This is a genomic window from Streptodolium elevatio (genome assembly GCF_040649515.1).
Classification (GTDB): Bacteria; Actinomycetota; Actinomycetes; order Streptomycetales; family Streptomycetaceae; genus Yinghuangia; species Yinghuangia elevatio.
On record NZ_JBEZFP010000018.1, the window covers coordinates 63,446 to 82,739 of the forward strand.

The 19,294-nt window shown below is 71.4% G+C and carries 20 protein-coding genes; 15 read left to right on the top strand and 5 right to left on the bottom strand.

Annotated elements, in window-relative coordinates; translation table 11 throughout:
* Positions 1-12 precede the first annotated feature (12 nt).
* Entirely contained in the window at positions 13-1,305 is a 1,293-nt protein-coding gene (locus AB0C36_RS09855; RefSeq protein ID WP_358351885.1) for a hypothetical protein, read from the top strand.
* A 115-nt stretch (positions 1,306-1,420) separates the two neighbouring features.
* Here AB0C36_RS09855 and AB0C36_RS09860 read toward each other — a convergent pair whose 3' ends face one another.
* Positions 1,421-1,786, bottom strand: a complete 366-nt coding sequence (locus tag AB0C36_RS09860) for a cupin domain-containing protein (RefSeq protein ID WP_358351887.1) — start codon at positions 1,784-1,786, stop codon at positions 1,421-1,423.
* Between the two features lie 68 nt (positions 1,787-1,854).
* Here AB0C36_RS09860 and AB0C36_RS09865 point away from each other — a divergent pair, with 68 nt between their 5' ends.
* Positions 1,855-2,937 carry an RNA ligase (ATP) gene (locus AB0C36_RS09865; RefSeq protein WP_358351890.1) on the top strand — a complete coding sequence of 361 codons (1,083 nt, stop codon included), beginning with the start codon at positions 1,855-1,857 and terminating at the stop codon, positions 2,935-2,937.
* 110 nt (positions 2,938-3,047) lie between these two features.
* Positions 3,048-3,530 carry a type III secretion system chaperone family protein gene (locus AB0C36_RS09870; protein ID WP_358351892.1) on the top strand — a complete coding sequence of 161 codons (483 nt, stop codon included), beginning with the start codon at positions 3,048-3,050 and terminating at the stop codon, positions 3,528-3,530.
* 181 nt (positions 3,531-3,711) lie between these two features.
* On the opposite strand, the gene AB0C36_RS09875 is transcribed toward AB0C36_RS09870, so the two are convergent.
* Positions 3,712-4,893, bottom strand: a complete 1,182-nt coding sequence (locus AB0C36_RS09875; RefSeq protein ID WP_358351894.1) for a pyridoxal phosphate-dependent aminotransferase — start codon at positions 4,891-4,893, stop codon at positions 3,712-3,714.
* A gap of 236 nt (positions 4,894-5,129) precedes the next feature.
* On the opposite strand from AB0C36_RS09875, the gene AB0C36_RS09880 reads away from it, so the two are divergent.
* From AB0C36_RS09880 to AB0C36_RS09900, 5 genes are all read left to right on the top strand, one after another.
* Positions 5,130-5,627, top strand: a complete 498-nt coding sequence (locus tag AB0C36_RS09880; protein WP_358351897.1) for a DUF2617 family protein — start codon at positions 5,130-5,132, stop codon at positions 5,625-5,627.
* Positions 5,624-6,484, top strand: a complete 861-nt coding sequence (locus tag AB0C36_RS09885) for a hypothetical protein (RefSeq protein WP_358351899.1) — start codon at positions 5,624-5,626, stop codon at positions 6,482-6,484. The genes AB0C36_RS09880 and AB0C36_RS09885 overlap by 4 nt, the downstream gene beginning before the upstream one ends.
* 96 nt (positions 6,485-6,580) lie before the next feature.
* On the top strand, positions 6,581-7,276 hold the full coding sequence (locus AB0C36_RS09890; RefSeq protein ID WP_358351901.1) for an SRPBCC family protein: 696 nt from the start codon (positions 6,581-6,583) through the stop codon (positions 7,274-7,276).
* A 43-nt stretch (positions 7,277-7,319) separates the two neighbouring features.
* Complete coding sequence (gene pyrE / locus AB0C36_RS09895; protein ID WP_358351903.1) at positions 7,320-7,859, top strand: orotate phosphoribosyltransferase; 540 nt, start codon at positions 7,320-7,322, stop codon at positions 7,857-7,859.
* 345 nt (positions 7,860-8,204) lie between these two features.
* Positions 8,205-9,206 carry an LPXTG cell wall anchor domain-containing protein gene (locus AB0C36_RS09900; protein ID WP_358351906.1) on the top strand — a complete coding sequence of 334 codons (1,002 nt, stop codon included), beginning with the start codon at positions 8,205-8,207 and terminating at the stop codon, positions 9,204-9,206.
* 142 nt (positions 9,207-9,348) lie between these two features.
* Here the strand turns inward: AB0C36_RS09900 and AB0C36_RS09905 are convergent, their stop codons facing one another.
* On the bottom strand, positions 9,349-10,038 hold the full coding sequence (locus AB0C36_RS09905) for a DedA family protein (protein WP_358351908.1): 690 nt from the start codon (positions 10,036-10,038) through the stop codon (positions 9,349-9,351).
* A gap of 109 nt (positions 10,039-10,147) precedes the next feature.
* Between AB0C36_RS09905 and AB0C36_RS09910 the strand changes: the two genes are divergently transcribed.
* Positions 10,148-11,527: an FAD-dependent oxidoreductase gene (locus AB0C36_RS09910; RefSeq protein ID WP_358351911.1), complete on the top strand. Its 1,380-nt coding sequence runs from the start codon at positions 10,148-10,150 to the stop codon at positions 11,525-11,527.
* Positions 11,528-11,720: 193 nt separating this feature from the next.
* Positions 11,721-12,743 carry a class II fructose-bisphosphate aldolase gene (gene fbaA / locus AB0C36_RS09915; RefSeq protein ID WP_358351914.1) on the top strand — a complete coding sequence of 341 codons (1,023 nt, stop codon included), beginning with the start codon at positions 11,721-11,723 and terminating at the stop codon, positions 12,741-12,743.
* Between the two features lie 94 nt (positions 12,744-12,837).
* Here the strand turns inward: fbaA and AB0C36_RS09920 are convergent, their stop codons facing one another.
* Positions 12,838-13,101, bottom strand: coding sequence for a hypothetical protein (locus AB0C36_RS09920; protein WP_358351917.1), 264 nt, complete (start codon positions 13,099-13,101; stop codon positions 12,838-12,840).
* Positions 13,102-13,284: 183 nt separating this feature from the next.
* Between AB0C36_RS09920 and AB0C36_RS09925 the strand changes: the two genes are divergently transcribed.
* Complete coding sequence (locus AB0C36_RS09925) at positions 13,285-13,701, top strand: DUF3151 domain-containing protein (protein ID WP_358351920.1); 417 nt, start codon at positions 13,285-13,287, stop codon at positions 13,699-13,701.
* A 7-nt stretch (positions 13,702-13,708) separates the two neighbouring features.
* Here the strand turns inward: AB0C36_RS09925 and AB0C36_RS09930 are convergent, their stop codons facing one another.
* Positions 13,709-14,746, bottom strand: a complete 1,038-nt coding sequence (locus AB0C36_RS09930; RefSeq protein ID WP_358351922.1) for a diacylglycerol kinase family protein — start codon at positions 14,744-14,746, stop codon at positions 13,709-13,711.
* A gap of 122 nt (positions 14,747-14,868) precedes the next feature.
* Between AB0C36_RS09930 and AB0C36_RS09935 the strand changes: the two genes are divergently transcribed.
* From AB0C36_RS09935 to AB0C36_RS09950, 4 genes are all read left to right on the top strand, one after another.
* On the top strand, positions 14,869-16,158 hold the full coding sequence (locus AB0C36_RS09935; RefSeq protein WP_358351925.1) for an adenylosuccinate synthase: 1,290 nt from the start codon (positions 14,869-14,871) through the stop codon (positions 16,156-16,158).
* 114 nt (positions 16,159-16,272) lie between these two features.
* A complete protein-coding gene (locus tag AB0C36_RS09940) occupies positions 16,273-17,625 on the top strand; it encodes an aspartate aminotransferase family protein (protein WP_358351928.1) in 1,353 nt (450 codons plus the stop codon).
* 256 nt (positions 17,626-17,881) lie between these two features.
* Positions 17,882-18,592: a GntR family transcriptional regulator gene (locus AB0C36_RS09945; RefSeq protein WP_358351931.1), complete on the top strand. Its 711-nt coding sequence runs from the start codon at positions 17,882-17,884 to the stop codon at positions 18,590-18,592.
* A gap of 71 nt (positions 18,593-18,663) precedes the next feature.
* Complete coding sequence (locus AB0C36_RS09950) at positions 18,664-19,269, top strand: putative DNA-mimic protein (RefSeq protein WP_358351934.1); 606 nt, start codon at positions 18,664-18,666, stop codon at positions 19,267-19,269.
* Positions 19,270-19,294: the final 25 nt, after the last annotated feature.

Below are 19,294 nucleotides of genomic sequence, written 5' to 3' on the forward strand. Positions count from 1 at the left end.
CGGTGACCGACCATGCCAGAACACCCCAGGTCCGACGAGGGGGACAGCACGTTCGAGCGCGGCCTCCCCGGCGCGCTGCGTGCGGCGTCCGACGACTTTCCCGCACCGAGCGCCGATCTGGTCGGCCGTGGCCACCGCCGCGGGAGGGGCCTGCGGCGTACCCGCAACCTCCGGATCGGCGTCGCCGCGACCGTGCTGACGGCGGCGGTGCTCGGTGGGACGTACGCGGTCGTCGGGACCGTCGGCGACGGCGGCGAGCCCACGTCCCTGGCGGCGCCGGTGCCGTCCGCTCCCGCTCTCGCCTCCGACCCGGCCTCCGCCGAGGTGCCGCCGGTGGACGGGGCGACGATGCTCGCGAACCTCAAGAGCCTGCTGCCGCCCGGTGGTTCGTTCTCCGAGGAGAACAGCCGCGGCACCGCACGAGAGCCGGGGGCTCCGTACGGCGGCGGAAGCGCCGGGCTGATCTACCGAAACGCCGACGGCACCAGTGGCGTCGGCGTGAGCGTCGCCCGGGACGGCGGCGGGGGTGTGTGCCCGCCGATCCAGGTGGCACCGCACTCCGAGTGCGCCAGTGAGACGCTGCCCGACGGTTCGACGCTGGTCAGCTCCAAGAGCTTCACGTACCCGAGCAAGAACACCGGCCAGAAGTACTGGTATGCCGTCATGACGTACCCCAACGGCGTCTCGGTGTCGGTCGGGGTCTACGGGGGCGGCGGCGAGAAGGCGACCACGAGCCCGGTCGCACCGATCCTCACCATCGACCAGATCAAGGCCGCCGCGAAGAGCGGCACGTGGGCCGCGGCGGCCGCCTCGGTGGCGAGCCAGACCCCGGTTCCGCCAGCGCCCCCCGCGGGCGCCTCCGGGAACGACATCCTGGCGCTGCTCAGGACGTTCGCGCCGCAGGGCGCGGCGGTCACGAACGAGTTCGGCCAGATCGGCCACGCGAGCATGGTCGTGGACGACGGCAAGGGGAAGTCGGCCGTCGGCATCAACGTGCAGAGGAACATGACGCAAGCCCTGGCCGGGTTGTTCAGCTGCGGCGGCCTCGGCGAGGGCTCGATCTCCTGCACCCAGCGGACCCTTGGCGACGGCAGCGAGCTGCTGCTGATCAAGCGTCCGTCCGAGAAGGGCGGTTCCGCGCAGGCGTGGACCGCGGACCTGCTGCGTCCGGACGGCCGACGGGTCGTCGTGTCCGCGATCAACTCGGTGTCCGAGGCGGCGTCTCCCACGCGCAGCGCGCCCGCGCTGAGCCTCCCGCAGTTGGAGGCGGTCGTGACCGACGCCCGCTGGCTGGACCTGGTGTAGTCGTACAGCGGCAGGTGGCGCGACTGTGCGTCACACCGGAGCGGTCGGCCCCCGCCGGGGCCGACCGCTCCTACGTGAAACGCGCGTCGCGCCGCGGCCTCGGGCCGCCCTCCGCCTACTCTCCGTCGCGGTGCACGGTCTCCGGCGCGAAGCCGGGCAGGCACACCGCGACGTAGTCGGCGCCGTCCGCGCCGCGCGTGCTGTAGCGGACCCACTCGCCCGCCTTGGTGTGGATGCCCTGGCCCGCCGCGACCTCCTGCGAACCGCCCTGGTACTCCACGGTCAGGACACCGCGGAGCACCACGGTGTACTCGTCGAACTCCGGGGTCTGGCCGGGCTCCTCCCAGCCGCCCGGCGAGCTCATGTGGGCGATGCTCAGCGCGCTCTCGCCGGTGTTGACCCGGCCCACGTACTCGCGGATGATCTTCGGAATGTTGCCGGCCGCCTCGACGACGGTCGGCTTCTCGATGAAGTTGGGCATGCGGCCATCATCACCCGCCGACCGGAAAACCGTTGGCTGGGGGTCCGGACGGGTGTCACGCTGCGGATATGTCCACACTGCGGGTAACCGCCGAGCGGTTGACCATACACACCCACCCCAATGCGGATGCGCTCGAACTCGCGCAGGTCGGGCTGTACCGCGCCGTCGTGGCCAAGGGCGTCTACCAGGACGGCGATTGGGCCGTCTACATACCCGAGCAGGCCGTGCTGCCCGCCGGGCTGATCGACGAACTCGGCCTGACCGGACGGCTCGCGGGAGCCGACAAGAACCGTGTGAAGGCCATCCGGCTGCGCGGCGAGCTGTCCCAGGGCATCGTGTGCCGCCCCCTGGCGCTGGCCGCGACGGACCTCGCCGCGGCACACGCCGACGGCCGCGACTTCGCCGACGACCTCGGGATCGTGAAGTGGGTGCCGCCGATCCCCGTGCACATGAGCGGCGACGTGGTGGCCGCGCCCGACCTCCTGCCGTGGCTGGACATCGAGAACATCAAGCGCTACCCCGCCCTGTTCGCCCCCGGCGAGCAGGTGGTCGCGACCGAGAAGATCCACGGCACCGCCTGCCTCTACACCCGCACGCCCGACGGGGACTTCGTGTCCTCCAAGGGGTTCGGCGCCAAGAGCCTGTCGCTGGTCCGCTCCGAGCGGAACCTCTACTGGCGGGCCGTGCTCGGGCACCGGGTGCCCGAGGCCGCCGCCAAGCTCGCCGCGATCTTCGGCGCGGAGCGCGTCGGGATCTTCGGCGAGGTGTACGGGCAAGGCGTGCAGGACCTCCCGTACGGCGCCAAAGGCGGCGCCGAACTGCCCGGATACGCGGTCTTCGACGTGTCGTTCTCCGACGCGTCCGGCGCGCTGCGCTGGGTCGACGCGGAGGACCTGCCCGACGTGCTGGGCGGCCTGTCGGTGCGGCTGCCCGTCGTACCGCGCCTGTACGCCGGGCCGTACGACGAGGCCGCCCTCGTCGCCCTCGCCGAGGGCCGCGAGACGGTCTCCGGGACGGCCGCGCACCTGCGCGAGGGCCTGGTCGTACGCCCCGCGCGCGAGCGGCGCAGCGACGTCACCGGCACCCGCGCGATCGGCAAGCTCGTGTCCGAGGGCTACCTGACCCGGAAGGGCGGAACCGAGTACGAGTGACGGCACGCGCGCCTCACTCCGGGAAACGCCCGGTGACGTCCTGTGACCGGAGTCACCGGGCGGCGCCGAGATGGGAGAGGATGGCGGGGAGACGTCTGGAGAGGAATGTAATGAGCATTGACCCGTCCTCGATCCCGAGGCCGAACTTCGTTCCCGCGACCCCGGTCATCCGGCCGACGCAGGAGCTGATCAAGCAGGTCCTCACCGAGCTCGAGATCAACCACTTCGTCGACGACGAAGGGGACATCGGCGCTCCCTGGGAGGGCTTCCGCATCTACTTCATGCTCAAGGGCGAGAGCTCCGAGATCTACACGGTCCGGATGTTCCTCGACCGCGAGTTCGATGTCACGGACAAGCCGCGCATCCTCGAGGTCCTCGACGACTGGCACCGCCAGTACTTCTGGCCGAAGGCGTACACGCACGTCCACGACGACGGCCGGCTGCGCATCATCGCGGAGACCCAGCTCGACCTCGAACCGGGTATCAACCGCGAGCTGTTCGTCTTCACGACGCGCGCCTGGGTCAGCACCTGCATCTCGTTCTCGAACTGGCTCGCGGAGCAGCTTCCGCCGGCCGAGACGCCGGAGAGCTGAGCGCGTCCCGGCGGCGGCCGGCCGGTCCGGCGGCCGCGCGGCGTGTGCGAGAGGGCGGCACCCGACTTGGTCGGGTCCGCCCTCTCCGCTGTCTCCACCGCTCTCCCGCGTAGTCCTTCGCCGTCCCGCGCGCTGTTCCTCGGCCGAACCGCCCCGGGCGCCGTCGGGGGAGACCGGCCGCTCAGTGCAGCGTCGCCAGCCGCTCGGCGGCCTCGCGCAGGACCACCTCGCGCTTGCAGAAGGCGAACCGCACCAACGGGCGCCCGATCTTCTGCGACTCGGGTGTGTCGTCGAAGAACACCTTCTCCGGGACCGCGACCACGCCGCACAGCTCGGGCAGTTTGCGGCAGAAGTCGAGGCCGTCGTCGAAGCCCAGCGGCGTGATGTCGGTCGTGACGAAGTACGTGCCCTGCGGCCGGTACACGGTCAGGCCCGCGGCCTCCAGGCCGGAGACCAGCACGTCGCGCTTGGCCCGCATGTCGGCGGCGAACCCCTCGTAGTAGGAGTCCGGGAGGCGCAGCGCCCGGGCGACCGCGGGTTGGAACGGCCCGCCCGAGACGTACGTCAGGAACTGCTTCGTGGTCCGCACCGCCGCGACCAGTTCGGGTGTCGCGCAGACCCAGCCGATCTTCCAGCCGGTGAACGAGAAGGTCTTGCCCGCCGAACTGATCGTGACGGTGCGCTCGCGCATCCCCGGCAGGGTGGCCAGCGGGATGTGCTCGCCGTCGAACACCAGGTGCTCGTACACCTCGTCGGTGATTACCAACAGGTCGTGCTCGACCGCGAGTTGCGCGACCGCGGTCAGCTCCTCACGGGTCAGGACCTTGCCGGTCGGGTTGTGCGGCGTGTTGAGCATCAGCAGGCGCGTGCGCGGGGTGATCGCGGCGCGCAGCGCGTCGATGTCGAGGTCGAACGTCGGCGGACGCAGCGGTACGCCCACGCGCACGCCCCCCGCCATCGCGATGCACGCGGCGTAGGAGTCGTAGTAGGGCTCCAGCGCCACCACCTCGTCACCGGGCTCGACCAGTGCGAGCAGCGCCGCCGCGATGGCCTCGGTGGCGCCGGTGGTGACCAGGACCTCGGTGTCCGGGTCGTACGCCCGGCCGTCCAGGTGCCCGTAGAACCGCTGCCGGTGCTCCGCGATCGCGTGCCGCAGGTCGGGGATGCCCGGGCCGGGCGGGTACTGGTTGTGCCCGTCGCGCAGCGCCGCGACGACGGCCTCGCGGATCTCCTCCGGGCCGTCGGTGTCCGGGAAGCCCTGCCCGAGGTTGATCGCCCCGGTCGTCGCGGCGAGCGCCGACATCTCGGCGAAGATCGTCGTGCCGAGGCCGTCCAGACGGCGGTTCAGCAGCGGTCGGCCCACGGTGGCACCACTTCCTCTTCTGATCGGGTCTGGTCGGCGTTGACTGCGCCGGTTCCGGCCCTGCCGGGATCTCCGGCGATCCTCGACCAGCCCGATGCCAACCGTCCAGCTTTCACCCACATGAGTGACCATCTTTCACCGTCACGGGTGACGACGGCGAGGCGGCCAGCCCCTACCGTGAAGCGAACCCCGCCCCGTCCGCCCCAATGGGCCCCCGCCCTGACGTCTACTAAGCGATGCATGCCGAACTGAGGACGACCTACTCCGACACCCGCGCCGACGCCCTGGGCTGGTACCTGGGCCTCGGGCCGTTGCGGCCGCTCGCGCTGCGCTCACTCGACCTCGGCGGGGTGCGCCTGGAACTGCGCCTTCTGGGCGCGTCCCATCAGGTGCTCGTACGCTCCCCGCACGGCGTCTGCTCCGAGACCGTCGCCTGCCTCGGCGGGCAGCGCACCCCGCTCCCGGCCCGGGCCGCGCAGCGGGTCGACGGCTGGGACTACGAGTTCACCTCGCTCGCCGAGACGCTCGCCGACGACGACTTCGAGGCTCGCGTGCGCACGCTGCTCGCCGAGGTCGAGGCGCACCCGGCAGGCATCATCGGCGCGTACCCGGGGGCGCCCTATGCGGTGACCGCAATAGTCGCCGAGCGCCTCGGGTCGGCACTCGGCTGGTCGACCTGGCACACGTACCCGCAGGAGCGGCGGATCGTCAGCACGCGCAGCCGGGCGACGTGAGTTCGTCGGACCTGACGCCGTTTCAGAGCGACGGAGCCGGTCCGTACCAGGTCGCCGGACGCCCCCGGGGCCGCCACCGCAAGGGCGAGGGTCGGCCGGAGCCGGGCGGGGCCGCGGAATCCCTGCCGCTGCCCCCGGGGGCGGCCCGCCGGCTGGTGCTCGCGGCCGTACTCGTCTGCTCGGCCTGCGGGCTGGTGTACGAACTGGCCCTCGTCGCGCTCGGCGGCCAACTCGGTCCGGATCCGGTGGCCGAGACGTCCGTCGTCCTGTCGGTGATGGTCTTCTCGATGGGCCTCGGCGCGCTCGCCGCCAAGCCCTTCGGCCACCGCCCGGCCGAGGCGTTCGCGGTCGTCGAGAGCGCGCTCGCGGTGGTCGGCGGCACGTCCGTGACCGTCGTCTACACCGGCGCGCACGTGTTCGGGCTCTACCGCGTGACGATGCTGACCGTCTGCGTCGCCACCGGCATCCTCGTCGGCGCCGAGATCCCGCTGCTCATGACGCTCGTGCAGCGCATCCGGCGGCAGGAAGCCGGGCACGCGGTCGCCGACCTCTTCGCCGCCGACTACGTCGGCGCTCTCGGCGGCGGCCTGCTGTTCCCCTTCCTCCTGCTGCCCGCCCTGGGCCAGGTGGGCACGGTCGCCCTGGTCGGGGCCGTCAACGCGCTCGTCGGGACCTTCGTGGTGCTGTGGCTGTTCCGTGCCGACCTCGACCGGCGCGCCCGGACCCGGATGTGCGTCCTGGTCTTCTCCGCGCTGGCCGTGATCGGCTGCGCCGCGGGGTTCGGACCGGATCCGCCGACGACGACGCGCGAAGGCGACGGACCGAAGTGCTCGTACACATGTAGTACCGGTGCGTAGGCTTCCTCTCGGTGTCGGGGTGTCGCACAGTTGTGCACGTGGCGGCAGCACCCGCTGTCTCCGCGACACCCGCAGGCGGAGGAGGACGACGAACCCATGGCGTACGAGGTCGTGGTGCCGATCCCGGTCCGGCTCGTCTGGGGCGTCTTCCACGACGCGGCACGGCTCGCGGAGTGCGTGCCCGGTCTGTCGAACGACGACCCGCCGCGTCACGAAGGCGAAGGCTGCTACCTGTCCGGCAGGCTGCGGCTGCGCGCGGGCGGCACGACGGTGACGTACCGCGGGGTGGTCGCGGTGGCCGAGGCCGAGCAGCCGCTCGCCCTCGTCGCCACGGCCGAAGGCGTGGAGGCCCGCGGCGAGGCGCCGGTCAAGGCCGTGCTCACGATCCGGCTCGACGACGAAGGGCCGTCCACGCGGCTGGTGTTCGACGGGACACTCAGCGCACAGGGCCGCACCGCGGAGCTGCCGCCCGAGCAACTGACTGCCGCCTGGCGCCGGTTGGCCGACCGCTTCGCCGCCGCGCTGACCGAGGAACTGGCTCCGGCGCGCGACCAGGAGCTGCCGGACGTCGCCCCGGCGCGCGCTGTCGCGGTCGTCGGCGCCGCGCCGACCGTCGTCGAGTCCCGCCCGCGCACGGTCGTCGTACCGGCTCCCGACCCCGAAGGCTCACGCGGCAAGCCGCTGGTACGCAGGCTCGTCCCGCCGGCCGCGCTGCTCGTCGGCGCGTTCCTGGCCCGCCGCGCCGTCCGGGCCCGCCGGCGCCGCAAGGCGGCCGGACGCGACGAGGACTGACCGGCTGACCGGGGGCGCACCGACCGCCCACTAGGCTTCCGGCATGAGCGCCGACCGTGATGCCCTTCTCGCCCAGATCAAGGACAAGGCCGTGGTGCACGGCCGCGTCACCCTGTCCTCCGGCAAGGAGGCCGACTACTACGTCGACCTGCGCCGGGTGACGCTGGACGCGGAGGCCGCGCCGCTGGTCGGCCGGGTCATGTTGGACGCGACCGCGGACCTCGACTACGAGGCGGTCGGCGGGCTGACACTCGGCGCCGACCCGGTCGCCGCCGCGATGCTGCACGCCGCCGCCGCGCGCGGCCGCAAGCTCGACGCCTTCGTTGTCCGCAAGACCGGCAAGGCGCACGGCCTGCAGCGCCGCATCGAAGGCCCCGACGTCGCGGGCCGCCGCGTGCTCGCCGTCGAGGACACCTCCACCACCGGCGGCTCGGTGCTCACCGCCGTCGAGGCGCTCCGCGAGGCGGGCGCCGAGGTCGTCGCCGTCGCCGTCATCGTGGAACGCGGCGCCGCCCCCGCAATCGAGGCCGCGGGACTTCCCTATGTGACGGCCTACTCACTCAGCGATCTCGAACTGGGCTGATTCACGAGAGTTTCTTTTCAACCCCGTTGCCAATTCACGGCCATTCGATAAGGTCATGGTCCGGCCCGCCGCCAGACAGGGCGTTGGCGCCGGTATTTGCACGGGGGATTCCAGCATGTCCGCAATCGGCTCCAACGGCCCGCCTCGCCCTGCCGGCGACGGGCGACCGGACGCGGTGCGGACGTGCTCCGGTGCTCCTGTTGTGACGGCACCGCGTCGTTTATCGCGCGTCTGAACCATTCACGCGCGTTCGGCGGAATTCTCGATCCTGCGCACCGGGCCTGGGGCATTTCGCCCCGCCTTCGCCCGGATTTTTCGTTGTCCCCGAAATCCCCGAGGTTTTCCATGCAGCTGCGCCGCAGCCTTGCCGTGACCGCGGTCACGGCCCTCGCGTCCTCGGCGGCCCTGTTCGCCGCCCCGGCCGCCTTCGCCGACGAGACCACCACGCCGACGCCCACCGCGACGGCCACCGCGACCAAGGACGCGACGGCGACGACCACGCCGACCGCGACCGCCACCGCGACCGCGACCGGCAGCCCGAGTGCCGCCGCGCCGGGCGCCGAGACCCCGGCGGCCAAGACCCCGAGTGCGACGCCCACGCAGGCCGCCGCTCCGGAACTCCCGCCCGCGGGAACGGTGATCCCGAACGACCAGAAGGGCGACCAGCGCACCTCCGTCACCTTCGGGAACTTCCCGGCCAAGCTCGTCCCGGGCGCTGCGGCCAAGGAGTTCAGCGCGATCGTCAAGAACAACACCGGCAAAGCGATCGACGTCTCGCCGGAGATCTACCTCCAGACCGTCGGCGGCACGCTGCGCGCCGAGCACGTCAAGCTCGAGTACCTGCGCGACGGCAAGTGGCAGACCGCCAAGCTGGCGAACGTCGACAGCGAGGGCAACGCCGTCTTCGGCGTCATCGGCGGCGGCTGGAACGTCGACGACGAGGGCTACTACATGTACGAGTCGCCGTACACCGTCGGCAAGAACGCCACACTCGACGTCAAGGTCCGCGTGTCGCTCACCGCTTCCGCCCCGCTCGGCGTCGGTGTGGGCGTGCTCGGCAGCGTCGCCTGGGTCAACGACGAGGAGTTCGCTTCCGTCGAATCGCAGAGCGACTTCTACGTCTTCCACATCGTGAAGACGGACGACGCTCCCAAGCCCGCCGACAACGGCACCAAGCCGAAGCCGAAGCCGAAGCCCACCAAGCCGGGTGCGGAGCTCGCGGAGACCGGTGGTGACGACTCGTCGGCGACCACCATCGCGATCGTCGGCGGTGTCGCGCTGGTCGGCGGCGCCGGTCTGCTCGTCGTGATGCGCCGTCGCAAGGGCGATGGTGCCGCGGCCGCCTGATCGGGCGTACGTGACACGAACGTGAAGGTGCCCCCGGCCGCTTCGGCCGGGGGCACCTTCACGTCTGTGCGTCCTGCGTCGTGGATGTCGTGGGGCCGCCGTGGGATGTGGTGGATCCCGTGTCGTGCCGACGCGGCGCGGGTCAGTTGCCGACCGGCTCCTCGGCCGCTTCGGTGATCTCGGCGCCGGCGCGCTTCTTGGCCTTCCGCTCCCGGTAGACCTCGATGAAGATCGGCAGCAGCGACACGAGCACGATCACCGCGATGCCCGGCAGCAGGTACTTGTCGATGCTGTCGCCGATCGCGTCGCCCAGCCAGTAGCCCGCCAGGATGATGCCGACGGTCCACACGACGCCGCCGACGACGTTCCAGACGAAGAACTTCCGGGCCGGCATCTCCAGGACGCCCGCGACCGGGTTGAGGAACGTGCGGACGATCGGGATGAAGCGCGCGAGGACCACCGCCTTGGCGGGGCCGAACTTCTCGAAGTAGTGCTCCGCCTTGTCGACGTACTCCTTCTTGAACAGCTTGGAGTTCGGCTTGGCGAACATCTTCGGGCCGGCCTTGGCGCCGATGAAGTGGCCGAGCTGGGCGCCCGCGACGGCGCACAGCGGCGAACCGATCAGCAGCCAGGTCAGCGGAAGGCTTGTGCCGACGACCTTCTCGGCCGAGCTGGAGGCGGCCACACCGGCGAGGAAGAGCATCGAATCGCCGGGGAAGAAGAACCCGACGAGCAGGCCCGTCTCCGCGAAGATGATCGCGAGGATGCCGATGAGACCGAACGTCGAGATGAGTGACGTGGCGTCGAGCACGTTCACAGCGAGGGAGTCCACCTGGGCAGGGTAGCCCTGTTCGGGGCCTCTCGTGGAAGCCGGTACACCCGCACGGTGTTCGGGAGATCACCGGGTGGGTCGGATCGCGGACCGGAAGCGGAGCGGGAACATGGTGGAACGACTTGTGGTGATCGGCGGGGACGCGGCGGGCGCGTCGGCGGCCTCGCAGGCCAGGCAGCGGCGCGGCCCCGACGACCTGGAGATCGTCGTCCTGGAGCGGGGGCGCCACACGTCGTATTCGGCGTGCGGGGTGCCCTATTGGGTGGGCGGCCTGGTCTCCGGGGCCGACGCCCTGGTCGCCCGGGCGCCCGAGGCGCACCGGGAGCGCGGGCTCGACGTACGGCTGGGCAGCGAGGCCGAGGGGATCGACCTCGACAAGCGGGAGGTGGCGGTCCGCGACGTCCACACCGGCGCCGCCGACCGCATCGGCTTCGACCAGCTCGTGATCGCCACCGGGGCGACCCCGGTACGCCCGCCCGTGCCCGGCATCGACGCTCCCGGTGTGTACGGCGTGCAGACCCTCGACGACGGGCAGGCGCTCATCGACGCGCTCGACCCCGCGTACACGCACGCCGTCGTGATCGGCGGCGGCTACATCGGCATCGAGATGGCCGAGGCGATGAAGCTCCGCGGGCTCGACGTCACGGTCCTGGACCGCGGCGCGCAGCCGATGTCCACGCTCGACCCGGACATGGGCGTGCTCGTGCACGAGCAGATGGAGGAGATGGGGATCAACGTCGTCACGCACGCCGACGTCCGGGCCGTGGAGACCGGCCCCGACGGGCGCGTGCGGGCGGTCGCGACCGCGGAGCGCTCCTACCCCGCGGACCTGGTGGTGCTCGGGACCGGGGTACGCCCGGCCACCGGCCTCGCGCGCGACGCCGGCCTGCCGCTCGGCGACAGCGGCGGCATCCGCACCGACCTGCGCATGCGCGTGTGGGGCGGCGACCCGCGCCACGAGGGCGTCTGGGCGGCCGGCGACTGCGTCGAGGTGCTGGACCTGGTGTCCGGCCGCTTCCGGCACATCCCGCTCGGCACCCACGCCAACAAGCAGGGCCGGGTGGCCGGCATGAACATCGGCGGCGACTACGGGACCTTCCCCGGCGTGGTCGGCACCGCGGTCAGCAAGGTCTGCGAGCTGGAGATCGCCCGGACCGGGCTGCGCGAGTCGGACGCCGACGCGGCCGGGTTCTCGTACGTCACCGCCGTGATCGAGTCGACCGGTCGGGCCGGCTACTACCCGGGCGCGCAGCGCATGACGGTCAAGATGATCGCCGAACGGGTGAGCGGCAGGCTGCTGGGCGTGCAGATCGTCGGCCGCGACGGAGCCGCGAAACGCATCGACGTCGCGGCGGTCGCGCTGACCGCGCGGATGACGGTCGAGGACGTGACCGCGCTCGACCTGGGCTACGCACCGCCGTTCTCTCCGGTGTGGGACCCGATCCTGGTCGCCGCGCGCAAGGCGGCGCAGCGGCTGGCGCAGAGCTGACGCGGGTCCGGCGCACGCCGGCGGTTCGGTGTCCCGGTACGCCTTTCGGGGCAGATTTTCCGTGCACGGGGCCGGGGGGAGGAGGGTGTCACGCGCGAACAGGTCTGCCAGGATGGGCGCCAAGCGGTGATACGGCCATCCGTGTCGAAACCCTCATATCCGCCGCACGCTCGTTTGACGAGGAGCCATACGCATGCCCATCGCAACTCCCGAGGTCTACGCCGAGATGCTCGACCGGGCGAAGGCCGGTCGCTTCGCCTACCCGGCGATCAACGTGACCTCCTCCCAGACCCTCAACGCGGCGCTGCGCGGCTTCGCCGAGGCGGAGAGCGACGGCATCATCCAGGTGTCGACCGGGGGCGCGGAGTTCCTGTCCGGCACGACCGTCAAGGACATGGTCACCGGCTCGGTCGCGTTCGCCGAGTTCGCGAAGGTCGTCGCCGAGAAGTACTCGGTCAACGTCGCCCTGCACACCGACCACTGCCCCAAGGACAAGCTGGACGGCTTCATGCGTCCGCTCATCGACGTCTCGGCCGAGCGGGTCAAGAAGGGCCTCGACCCGCTGTTCCAGTCGCACATGTGGGACGGCTCCGCGGTGCCGCTGGACGAGAACCTGACCATCGCGCAGGAGCTCATCGCGAAGTGCGCCGCCGCGCGCATCGTCATGGAGCTGGAGATCGGCGTCGTCGGCGGCGAGGAGGACGGCGTCGACAACGAGATCAACGACAAGCTCTACACGACGCCCGAGGACGCGCTGAAGACCGTCGAGGCGATCGGCCTCGGCGAGAAGGGCCGCTACATGCTCGCGGCCACCTTCGGCAACGTGCACGGCGTCTACAAGCCGGGCAATGTGCAGCTGCGTCCGTCCATCCTCAAGGACATCCAGGACGCGGTCAGCGCGAAGTACGGCCAGGAGCGCCCGTTCGACCTGGTGTTCCACGGCGGTTCGGGCTCGCTGCTCGAGGAGATCCGCGAGGCGCTGGACTACGGCGTGGTGAAGATGAACGTCGACACCGACACGCAGTACGCCTTCACCCGCCCGATCGCGGAGCACATGTTCCGCAACTACGACGGCGTGCTCAAGATCGACGGCGAGGTGGGCAACAAGAAGCAGTACGACCCGCGTTCGTACGGCAAGTCCGCCGAGACGTCGATGGCCGAGCGCGTCGTCGTCGCCTGCCAGGACCTGCGTTCGGCGGGCAACCGCCTGAAGTAGGCACCTGGGCGGACCGCGAACGGCGGTCTCGCGTAAGGTCGGAGGAACGTTTGCGCGGCCCGGCACCCTCGGGGGGTGTCGGGCCGCGGGGCGTTCACCGGCGCCAGGGCATCGGCACGTTCTGCGGGGCGCCGGGCACTCCGCGCGGGTCCTTCCTGGCGGGCTTGACCGGCACCGCGCTGTCGTGCGGCGCCGCACCGACCGACGAACCGGGCCGCGGCCGCTTGCCGTTGCCGCCGCCGTCCTTGCGGTCCTGGCCGTCCTTGCCGCCCCCGCACGCCGTCAGCGTCAGCACCGAGACGAGTACGGCAGCGAGCGCGACGGCCGAAGCGTGCCTGCGGCGGAGCCGCGTATCCATGAATCCCCTAAGACTGCCGAACCGCCGAACCGAGGCTGAACCGGTCGTACGCACGCCGACCCTAGCGGTCGCCGGGCCCGAAAGCGCTCGCGCGGACGGGCGGGCGGGTCCCCGCGCGGGCGCGTCCGCCGCGCGCCGGGGACGGATGGGGCCGCGCCCCGCGGGGCGGTGCAGGATGGGGGCATGACCATCGACCAGAACCTCTTCGGAGGCCCCGACCCGACGCTCCTGCCCGACGAACCGGAGCCGCGCACGCTCCTGGAGTCCGGCACCGACCCGTCCGAGGTCGCCGCGAAGTACCCCAAGTCGTCGGCCGCGTGGGCCGCGCTCGCCGACCGCGCGTTCGAGGCGGGCAGCGTGGTGGAGTCCTACGCGTACGCCCGCACCGGCTACCACCGCGGGCTCGACGCGCTGCGCAAGGCGGGCTGGCGCGGCCACGGCCCGGTGCCGTGGGAGCACGAGCCGAACCAGGGCTTCCTGCGTGCCCTGAACGCGCTCGCGCGCGCCGCGGGGGCGATCGGCGAAGAGGAGGAGCACGTGCGCTGCACGCTGTTCCTGCGCGACAGCAGCAAGACCGCCGCCGACCTGTTCGAGGGCTGACGGACCCTCAGCCGGGTACGACCGGGTCCGGCCGCGGCACGTACAGGCGCCACGCGCCCGGGCGTACCGTCCAGGTCCGCAGCCGGACCGGACCGGTGGCCATGGCGTCGGCCTCGTAGGTGAAGTCGGGTCCGCAGACCGTGATCTCGCGCGCCCGGAGTTCGAGCATCGGGCCGCGCGCCGGGGCGGTGTCGTCCGCCGGGCGCGCGGTGCCGCGCGTCTGCGCCGGGAGTCCGAAGCGGCCGCCCGACGCGAACGCGGTGATCATGACGGTCGCGGTGCCGGTCGCGGGGGCCGGCTCGGTGCGCGTGGCCGACGGCTGCTCCGGCCCGTCGATGTTGACGGACCGTTCCTGCACGGCTACGGACGGGAGTTCGGGGGCGGCCCCGACACGCGCCGGGCCGTTGTCGCAATCATCACATCCGACGTGCACCGAGAAGACCGGCCGGTCGACGTCGGCGACCACCCGGCCGTCGGCCTCGACGCGCAGCCGGTGGCCGGCCGGGCCGACCGCGGAGGACACGGTGTGCGCCGCGCGGTCCCAGAACGAGCGCCACGGTTTGCGCGGTGCGAGGCCCGCGGCGGCCCCGGTCCGGAGCGCGCGTACACCGTTGCCGATGCGCACCGAGCGCAGCGCCACGCCGCCCAGGTCGTCCAGCAGCAGGTCCAGCGCCCGGTCGTACTCGCCGAGGGCCACCCGGGCCGCCTTGGCGGGCTCCGCGGGCAGTCCCAGGGCCCGCGCGAGGCCGTGGTCGGAGCCGGGATGGGTGTCCACCGGGACGACGCCCAGAGGCGTCTCGGCGAGCTCGCCCCGCCGGTCCAGGACCCGGACCACGGAGTGCACGCCGCCGTCGCCCGCGACCACGACGACACGCCGACGGCCGCGCCGTGCGAGAGCACGTTCGAGCTCCGCCGAATCGGCCGGAACCACGATCTTGGTGGGGGCCGAAGCCCGCAAAACGTCCAGCGCGACCCGGACCGACTCGCCGTCCGCCGAGCGTGCCGCAGGGTCCGTGATCACGAGCAGCGCACGCTCGGCCGACACCGGTCGTCCTTCCTCAGGTAACCTCTCCCCGCAAGAGCCCCTTGCGCGCAGGCGTCAAGGGGCTTGGACTTTCCGGGGCTCCCGTGAACAAACATGCCCCGCCTGGAAGGGGTGTACGCCTCATGCCCGCACTCGTGCTCGTCGGTGCCCAATGGGGAGACGAGGGCAAGGGGAAGGCCACCGACCTGCTCGGCGGTTCCGTCGACTACGTGGTCCGATACCAGGGCGGCAACAATGCCGGCCACACGGTTGTCATCGGGGACCAGAAGTATGCGCTGCACCTTCTGCCCTCCGGCATCCTCACACCGGGGTGCACCCCGGTCATCGGCAACGGAGTCGTCGTCGACCCCGGTGTGCTGCTCCAGGAGATCCGCACGCTGCAGGAGCGCGACGTCGACACGTCCAAGCTCCTGATCTCCGGCAACGCGCATCTCATCACGCCCTACCACCGCACGCTCGACAAGGTGACGGAACGGTTCCTCGGCAACCGGAAGATCGGTACCACGGGTCGTGGCATCGGTCCGGCGTACGCGGACAAGATCAACCGCGTCGGCATCCGGGTCCAGGACCTCTTCGACCCCGGCATCCTCCAGCAGAAGGTCGAGAGCGCGCTGCGCGACAAGAACCAGATGCTGGTCAAGATGTTCAACCGGCGCGAACTGTCGGTGCAGGCCGTCGTCGAGGAGTATCTCCAGTACGCCGACGCGCTCAAGGACTTCGTCGCCGACACGACGTACATCCTCAACAAGGCGCTCGACGAAGACAAGGTGGTGCTGCTGGAAGGCGGTCAGGGCACGCTGCTCGACGTCGACCACGGCACGTATCCGTTCGTCACGTCGTCCAACCCGACCTCGGGCGGCGCGTGCGCGGGGTCGGGCATCGGTCCGACCAAGATCAGCGGGGTCATCGGCATCCTCAAGGCGTACACCACGCGTGTCGGTTCGGGCCCGTTCCCGACCGAGCTGCTCGACGAGGACGGCGAGAAGCTGCGCACGATCGGCCACGAGTTCGGCACCACCACCGGTCGTGACCGGCGCTGCGGCTGGTTCGACGCGGTCATCGCGCGCTACGCGACCCGGGTGAACGGGCTGACCGACTTCTTCCTCACCAAGCTGGACGTGCTCACCGGCTGGGAGCAGATCCCGGTCTGCGTCGCCTACGAGGTCGACGGCGTGCGGCACGACGAGATGCCCATGTCGCAGACCGACTTCCACCACGCGAAGCCGGTCTACGAGATGCTGCCGGGCTGGTCGGAGGACCTGACCGCGGCCAAGACGTTCGACGACCTGCCCAAGAACGCGCAGGCGTACGTCAAGGCGCTGGAGGAGATGTCCGGCGCGCCGATCTCGGCGATCGGCGTCGGGCCCGGCCGCGAGCAGACCATCGCGGTCCGCTCGTTCCTGGACAAGTAGCCCGTACCGGCTGTTGCCGTTCACCCCTGGGGCTGACACCTTGTCGGCTCCGGGGGTGAACGACTGCCAGAGTGCCGGTTTCCGGAGGCTTGTCCGCTCCTTAGGCTGTGCGCCATGACCACTGTGGACCCGGCGGCCGGGAAGGCCGTGTACGAAGCAGATCGCGCACACGTCTTTCATTCCTGGTCCGCGCAGGGACTCATCGCCCCCCTGCCGGTCGCGGGCGCGGAAGGCTCCTATTTCTGGGACTACGAGGGCAACCGCTACCTCGACTTCGCGTCGCAGCTGGTCAACACCAACATCGGCCACCAGCACCCCAAGGTCGTCGCGGCGATCAAGGAGCAGGCCGACAAGCTCTGCATGATCCAGCCCGCGTTCGCGAACGACGCGCGCAGCGAGGCCGCCCGACTGATCGCCGGACTCGCCCCCGGTGACCTCAACCGGGTGTTCTTCACGAACGGCGGCGCGGAGGCCAACGAGAACGCGATCCGGATGGCGCGCCTGCACACGGGCCGGCAGAAGGTGCTCGCGACGTACCGCTCGTACCACGGCGCCACCGCCAACGCGATCGCACTGACCGGCGACCCGCGGCGCTGGCCGAACGAGACCGGCGTGTCGGGCATCGTGCACTTCTGGGGCCCGTACGCCTACCGCTCGCCGTTCCACGCGACCACCGAGGCCGAGGAGTGCGAGCGCGCGCTCGCACACCTGGAAAACACCATCGTGTTCGAGGGCCCGGCCACCGTCGCCGCGATCGTGCTGGAGACCGTCGTCGGCACCGCCGGCATCCTGGTGCCGCCGCCCGGGTACCTCGCGGGCGTGCGGGCGCTGTGCGACAAGTACGGCATCATCTTCATCGCCGACGAGGTCATGGCCGGCTTCGGCCGCACCGGGGCGTGGTTCGCGGTGGACAACTGGGGCGTCACCCCGGACCTGATCACCTTCGCGAAGGGCGTCAACTCCGGCTACGTCCCGCTCGGCGGCGTGGTCATCTCCGACGCGATCTTCGAGACCTTCCGCGAGCGCCCCTTCCCGGGCGGGCTGACCTATTCCGGTCACCCCCTGGCGTGTGCCGCCGCCGTCGCGACCATCAACGCGATGCGCGACGAGAAGATCGTCGAGAACGCCAAGTGGCTCGGCGAGTCGGTCATCGGCCCCGAGCTGCGCGCGATGGCCGAGCGCCACCCGTCGGTCGGCGAGGTCCGCGGCCTCGGCGTCTTCTGGGCCGTCGAGCTGGTCAAGAACAAGGGGACGCGCGAGCCGCTGACCGCGTACAACGCGGCCGGTGCCGACGCCAAGCCGATGAACGACTTCGCGGCGGCCTGCAAGGCGCGTGGCCTGTGGCCGTTCGTCAACATGAACCGCACGCACGTCGTGCCGCCGTGCACCACCACCGAGGCGGAGGCCAAGGAAGGCCTGGCCATCCTCGACGAGGCGCTCACCGTCGCGGACGCGTTCTGCGTCTGATGTCGCGGCGCGCGGGCGCGGGTCTCCGAGTACCGGCATACCGGGGGACCTGACCGCGCCGCCCGTCGGCCGACGCACACGTGCGGGCCACGCCGTTCTCCGGAACGGGCGTGGCCCGCACGTGTTTTCGCGTTTTCGCGCGTTTCTTCGACAACATTGCTACCCAAACCGGACATCCCTTCATATGATCGAGCGGATCGGATGGGGGATGCCCGTCGGAACGCACGTTCCGGCGGCCGGGTGAGAAGAGACCGACGTGCAGCCGGCCGAGTCCAACGTGTTCACCGGCATCTCGTTCGTGGGCGCGGTACGCCGCATCAGCCTGCGCGAGGAGATCGCCGAGGCGCTGAGCGACGACCTGGTGACCGGGCGCCTGGCCGCCGGGGCCTCGTTGACCGTGAACGACGCCGCGCGGCGCTTCGGCGTCTCCGCGACCCCCGTGCGCGAGGCGCTGATCGAGCTCGCCGCGCACGGCCTGTTCACCGGCGGCCACCACCGCGGCTTCCAGGTCGCCAGCTACACCTGGGCGGACTTCACCGAGATCCTCGAAGCCCGGAAGCTCATCGGTGTCCCGCTGGTCGGCCGCATCGCGCGCACGATGCCGGAGGAGTGCGGTCCCGAGCTGGGCCGGCTCGCCGACCGGTTGGACGGCGTGCGCTGGTACGGCGACACCACCGAGACCGCGCTGATCGACCGTCAGTTCTTCGGCGAGCTCGGCCGGTTGTCGGGCAACCAGCGGTTGTCCGGCATGCTCCGGCTGCTGCGGGTGCAGGCGTGGATGTACCTGGGGCCGTATCTGCGTGCCGCGCCCGGCCCGACCGAGGCGTGGCGGCGGCACCGCGAACTCGTCGAACGCCTGGCCGCCCGCGACGTCGAGGGGGCGCAGGGGCTCATGCGCGACAACATCGCCGCGTTGCGGCCGTTCGCGCGGCGGTTGGTCGGCGACGCCGGTGACCTCCTGGGCTAGGGTCTGTTTGCACGCCCCCGGCCGGGGCCGGTCGGACCCGTCCCGTTCTCACCGCTCCTGGAGCTCGCACAGTGGACTGTGACGTCTGGCTCGTCCCGCTCGTCGACGCGCTGTGCCACAACCCCGAGAACCCGTTCAAGGACGAACTCGCGGCGTACGACGCGGTCCTGACGGCCAGTGGGCTCCCGCCGGTGCCGGTCTTCGCGTGGTCCGAGGGCCTGGAGAAGGGCGTCTGGACGGTCGGCGCGTTCGACCACGACTCGCTGCACTACCTGCGCCGCGCCTATCTGCTGCACCGCACGGGCTTCCCGGTGACGCCGGTCGACACGCTCGGCGAGGACTACGACCAACTGCTCGAGACGTTCGAGGCCGCGGCCCAGCACTCGCACCTGGTGTGGCACTACGACCACGCGGGGGCGTACCTGCCCGTCGACTTCCCGCGGCCGCTCATGGACGAGCCGCTGCCGGAGGACGGCGGGCCGCTCGGGTCGAGCCTGGGGATGCTGCGCGAGTTGGAGGACCTGGCACCGTACATCGGGGTGGACCTGCTCGACCCGCCGATGCCGCTGCCGACGTACGACGGTTCGCCGTACGGCCGCGAGCGCTTCGTGTGGTCGGTGCTCTACCGCGCGGCGCAGCTGAGTGTCGGTCAGGGTTCCATGATCGTCTTTGCCTGACCCTTCTTCCGCGGAATTCACCCGA

Coding starts and splice junctions, on each gene's coding strand:
- fbaA (WP_358351914.1), top strand. CDS start 11,721: ATGCCCATCGCAACTCCCGAGGTCTACGCCGAGATGCTCGACCGGGCG.
- AB0C36_RS09910 (WP_358351911.1), top strand. CDS start 10,148: ATGGTGGAACGACTTGTGGTGATCGGCGGGGACGCGGCGGGCGCGTCG.
- AB0C36_RS09865 (WP_358351890.1), top strand. CDS start 1,855: ATGTCCACACTGCGGGTAACCGCCGAGCGGTTGACCATACACACCCAC.
- AB0C36_RS09870 (WP_358351892.1), top strand. CDS start 3,048: ATGAGCATTGACCCGTCCTCGATCCCGAGGCCGAACTTCGTTCCCGCG.
- pyrE (WP_358351903.1), top strand. CDS start 7,320: ATGAGCGCCGACCGTGATGCCCTTCTCGCCCAGATCAAGGACAAGGCC.
- AB0C36_RS09940 (WP_358351928.1), top strand. CDS start 16,273: ATGACCACTGTGGACCCGGCGGCCGGGAAGGCCGTGTACGAAGCAGAT.
- AB0C36_RS09880 (WP_358351897.1), top strand. CDS start 5,130: ATGCATGCCGAACTGAGGACGACCTACTCCGACACCCGCGCCGACGCC.
- AB0C36_RS09855 (WP_358351885.1), top strand. CDS start 13: ATGCCAGAACACCCCAGGTCCGACGAGGGGGACAGCACGTTCGAGCGC.
- AB0C36_RS09935 (WP_358351925.1), top strand. CDS start 14,869: ATGCCCGCACTCGTGCTCGTCGGTGCCCAATGGGGAGACGAGGGCAAG.
- AB0C36_RS09890 (WP_358351901.1), top strand. CDS start 6,581: ATGGCGTACGAGGTCGTGGTGCCGATCCCGGTCCGGCTCGTCTGGGGC.
- AB0C36_RS09860 (WP_358351887.1), bottom strand. CDS start 1,786: ATGCCCAACTTCATCGAGAAGCCGACCGTCGTCGAGGCGGCCGGCAAC.
- AB0C36_RS09900 (WP_358351906.1), top strand. CDS start 8,205: ATGCAGCTGCGCCGCAGCCTTGCCGTGACCGCGGTCACGGCCCTCGCG.
- AB0C36_RS09920 (WP_358351917.1), bottom strand. CDS start 13,101: ATGGATACGCGGCTCCGCCGCAGGCACGCTTCGGCCGTCGCGCTCGCT.
- AB0C36_RS09925 (WP_358351920.1), top strand. CDS start 13,285: ATGACCATCGACCAGAACCTCTTCGGAGGCCCCGACCCGACGCTCCTG.